The sequence below is a fragment of the Ilyobacter sp. genome, assembly GCF_041583315.1.
In the GTDB taxonomy this organism is placed as follows: Bacteria; Fusobacteriota; Fusobacteriia; order Fusobacteriales; family Fusobacteriaceae; genus Ilyobacter.
In genome coordinates, this window is record NZ_JBFHGC010000280.1 from 1 (window position 1) to 3,799 (window position 3,799).

General features: G+C 32.6%; 4 protein-coding genes. 3 read left to right on the forward strand and 1 reads right to left on the reverse strand.

Annotation, left to right across the window (positions count from 1 at the left end):
* Positions 1-225: 225 nt before the first annotated feature.
* From ABZA26_RS09845 to ABZA26_RS09855, 3 genes are all read left to right on the forward strand, one after another.
* Positions 226-948: a helix-turn-helix transcriptional regulator gene (locus tag ABZA26_RS09845; RefSeq protein ID WP_372714348.1), complete on the forward strand. Its 723-nt coding sequence runs from the start codon at positions 226-228 to the stop codon at positions 946-948.
* Positions 949-1,117: 169 nt separating this feature from the next.
* The gene (locus tag ABZA26_RS09850) at positions 1,118-1,429 is read left to right on the forward strand and encodes a type II toxin-antitoxin system RelE/ParE family toxin (RefSeq protein ID WP_372714349.1); all 312 of its coding nucleotides are present in this window, start codon (positions 1,118-1,120) and stop codon (positions 1,427-1,429) included.
* Positions 1,430-1,456: 27 nt separating this feature from the next.
* On the forward strand, positions 1,457-2,542 hold the full coding sequence (locus tag ABZA26_RS09855) for a HigA family addiction module antitoxin (RefSeq protein WP_372714350.1): 1,086 nt from the start codon (positions 1,457-1,459) through the stop codon (positions 2,540-2,542).
* Between the two features lie 56 nt (positions 2,543-2,598).
* Here ABZA26_RS09855 and ABZA26_RS09860 read toward each other — a convergent pair whose 3' ends face one another.
* Positions 2,599-3,246 (reverse strand): thermonuclease family protein, encoded by a 648-nt coding sequence (locus ABZA26_RS09860; RefSeq protein WP_372714351.1) that lies wholly within the window; start codon positions 3,244-3,246, stop codon positions 2,599-2,601.
* Positions 3,247-3,799 lie beyond the last annotated feature (553 nt).

Consider the following 3,799-nt stretch of genomic DNA (forward strand, 5'->3'; position numbering starts at 1 on the left):
CTATGCATTCTGTCTTCATAGCAGCCCCCCTATAAAAAATAAAAAATATTTGTAAAGAGTTAAAATAAACACAAGTAAATTATCCTCCTTTGGATAATGTGTTGGTAAAAAAAATACTTCTAGCTACTAAAAAACCTCTTATAGTAAAATTATACCTTTTAGGATAATGAAAGTCAATTTTTTTTTTACTTTTTTGTATAAAATTTAATATAATATAGAAAGGGAGTGATTTTTTTGAAAACAAACTTTGGAAAATTTTTAATTGAGTTCATGGAAAAAAATGATTATAAATTAGAATATATTTCTAATAAAACTAAAACACCTGTACCAACTATAGGTCATTATAGAACTGGCAGGAGACTGCCCAAGGATGACTTTATAGAAAAATTCATAAAAGCCTTTAATTTCACTGAACAGGAGAAAAAAAATATACATGATGCAGTTTTAAGGGACAGGATCCCTCCTGAGATTCTTGATAAACTCGAGAGATTTGAAAGGTATTCTAAAATAGAAAATGCAAAAGGCAATGCAAGAAGAATAGAGACTGTAAAGGTACCACTATATGGGACTGCTTCTGCAGGTCCTGGATATCTAAATTTGGATATAGAGCTTAAAGAATTTGTTATCCCAAAAGAAGACTACAGGGAAGGTAGGTTCACCGTCAAGGTAGAAGGAAATTCCATGACCGGGCCGATAAAATCTATTCCATGCGGTTCCGTTGCCCTTGCTGACCCCAATATGTGCGCTGATATAGAAGAGCTTGTCGGAAAGGTCTGTGTATTTACTTATAATGATGAGACCTTTATTAAGCAGCTTACAGTAGACAGACAGAATTTAATTCACCTGGTATCTTTCAATCCAGAAGAGCAGGACATTATCGTGCTGAATCCAAAGGTATTAAAGTGTAATGGGAGAGTTGTAAAAACATATTATGAACAGAGATGGTAGTAATTATTGGTTATCATCGAGGACAGATTTTAAGTTATCTGGATCATGGAGAAAGCTTGATAAAGAACTGATATATTTTAAAATCATTAACCTGTCGAGTTAATAAAAGTTGTTTTTCATTATAAAAAATGTTATAATTATAGTAATAATAGTTGAGGAGTTAATCTGCATGGACCTAAACTACAAAAATAAAAAATTGGAAAAATACTGTGAAAGCCCTAATAAAGCGAGAGCAAAATACGGAGATTTAATTGGAAAAAATTTAGTTAAAATGATTAAAAAGTTTAAAGCAGCAGAAACCCTTCAAGATATAAAAGATCTTCAAAGCAATGGGTTGCATGAACTTAATGGCGATAGAAAAGAAGAGTTTGCAGTGAAATTAACAGCAAACTGGAGATTGATATTTACCGTTCCCACAGGTGAAAAAAACTATAAAAATATTAACGTGATCAGAATTGAAAAGATAGAAGATTATCATTAATATTACATGTTTCTAGGAGGAAAAAAGATGTTAACGATAAGGAAGCCTGACGTATTACCTATTCTACCAGGTGAAACCATAAGAGAGGAACTTGAAGCCAGAGGAATGACTCAAGTTCAATTTTCAAAAAGAATGGGAATGACTACCAAAGCTATCAATGAGTTGATCAAAGGAAAGACTGGGATAACTTATGAAAATGCTACGAAGTTAAAAAATGTATTAGGAGCTTCAGTAAAATTCTGGATAAATTTAGATGTTGAGTACAGAGAAGAACTTAGCATTTTATCCGAATTTGAGGATGCAGAAGAAGAAATAAAAACAGCTAATAAAATACCCTACTTAGAGTTGATCAAAAGAGATCACATAAAAAGAACCAAAAATGCATTGGAAGTAATCGAAGAGTTGAAAAGGTTTTTTTCTGTTGATTCACTTAATTTTTTACCCAATGTAGAAAAAGATATGTTTGATAAAGTGGAAATTTTATTTAGAAAAGATGAGTCCAAGGAAATCTGTGAATATTCTATGGCTACTTGGTTAAGGATAGGCGAATTAAAAGCGTTAGAAGTCGAAACAAAACCCTTTAACAAAGCTAAAATTAAAGAATTAATCCCGAAATTTAGAAAACTGACTCGTCTGAGATTTGAAGATGCTATTTCAGAATTAAAAAATCTATGTGCAGAAGTTGGCATCGCAGTCGTAGTAGAGAAACATTTCCCAAAAACATTTGTAAGCGGATTGACCAAATGGGTGGGCAAGGAAAAAGCCTTGATCTTACTCAGTGTAAAAGGCAATTGCAGTGATATATTTTGGTTTAGTTTCTTCCATGAGTTAGGTCACGTATTAAATCATAATAAAAAAGATATTTTTATCAATTTTGAAAATAATGAAGCTGAAAAACTTGAAATAGAAAGAGAAGCTGACGAATTTGCAAAAGAAAGTTTAATACCAAATGTAGAATATAGAAAATTTTTAGAAATTGGAATAGACAAAAATACTATTACTGCATTTTCTGATAAACTTGGAATCCATCCTGGGATCTTAGTAGGAAGACTTCAAAAAGAAAAAAAGATAATCTACTCCCAGTATAATGACCTAAAACAAAAGATTAGTTAGCTATTTTTATCTTCCTATAATAAACAAAAGCCCCTATATGGGGCTCTTTTTTTATGTCACGGCTTACAAACCTTACAAGCCCCATACCCGAGTGCTACAGCTTCAGAAGCTGGCATTGACCTGGTAGCTTTCGCAGCGTGCTGGCAGCTGGACCTATGATATTTTTTACCGGTTCTTGTTACATAAACCACATTTTCCAGTTTTTTAGAGCTAACTGTTTTAGTTGATGCAGTCGTGGAGCTGTTATTACCCTTTCTGTAGTCCCAAGGGGCTACTGGGTTAGGCCGTGACCATAAGCCTAGTTTATTTTCTCTGGCATAGCTTTCAGCCATTTTTAGTTGATTATCATTTTTAGCATACTGCACGTACCAATGGGCATAACCATTTTTTACCAATTCAAGATTGAGATCCTTTCCGTCATAATAAACTGTCCCGACCTTCCGCCCGTACCTGTCTGTATCTTTCACATCTACATCTACAGTTTTCCCGAAAATTCTTTCGTGTGTAAATTCCTTTGCCTCCAGTCCGAATTCCTGGGATTTTTCAGGGGTGTCTATTCCGTAAAATCTTATTTTGTATTTCTGGCCGCTTGATTCAAGATGTACAGTATCTCCATCGCTGACGTAAGTCACTTTACCGTTAATGGTTTGGGAAAATAGAGATAGGGTTAATATGAAAAATAAGCTTATTATTTTTTTGAGCATTGGTACCCCTCCAGTTTCTGAAATTTTATATATAAGTGTCCCATATAAAATATAAAATTTCAAGAAAAAAATAAAAAGACAAATTTAAATCTAGTTTCACGACTTTTTTTAAAAATCAGTGAAATTTTTTTTGACTTTTGTTCTGCAATAATGTAGAATTGATTCGAGAGGTGATTATATGTATCATGATTTAATTAAAGCTAAAAAAGAACTGGGAATAAAATACACTGAAGTTTACCCTTTACTGGGCATTACAAAACAAAATTTTTTTTACCATCTAAATAATTTAAAGGATGGAAAGGTAACATTCAGCGTGGAACAATTGAAGATTATCTGCGAAAAATTTGAACTGGACCCTATAATTTTTTTTAATTAAACTTTCTACAAAAAAGCATAATTCCGAGAAAAAGTGTGAAAACACATAGCCTTTTCGGTGCAGTTAATATTTCCCCTAAGGAGGTGATAGAGTGAAACATTTTCAGAAGAGAAAAAAAAGAGTTTTAAAGAGATATATAAAAAAACTCGTGGATAAATCCAAGAGAGAGATCATGAC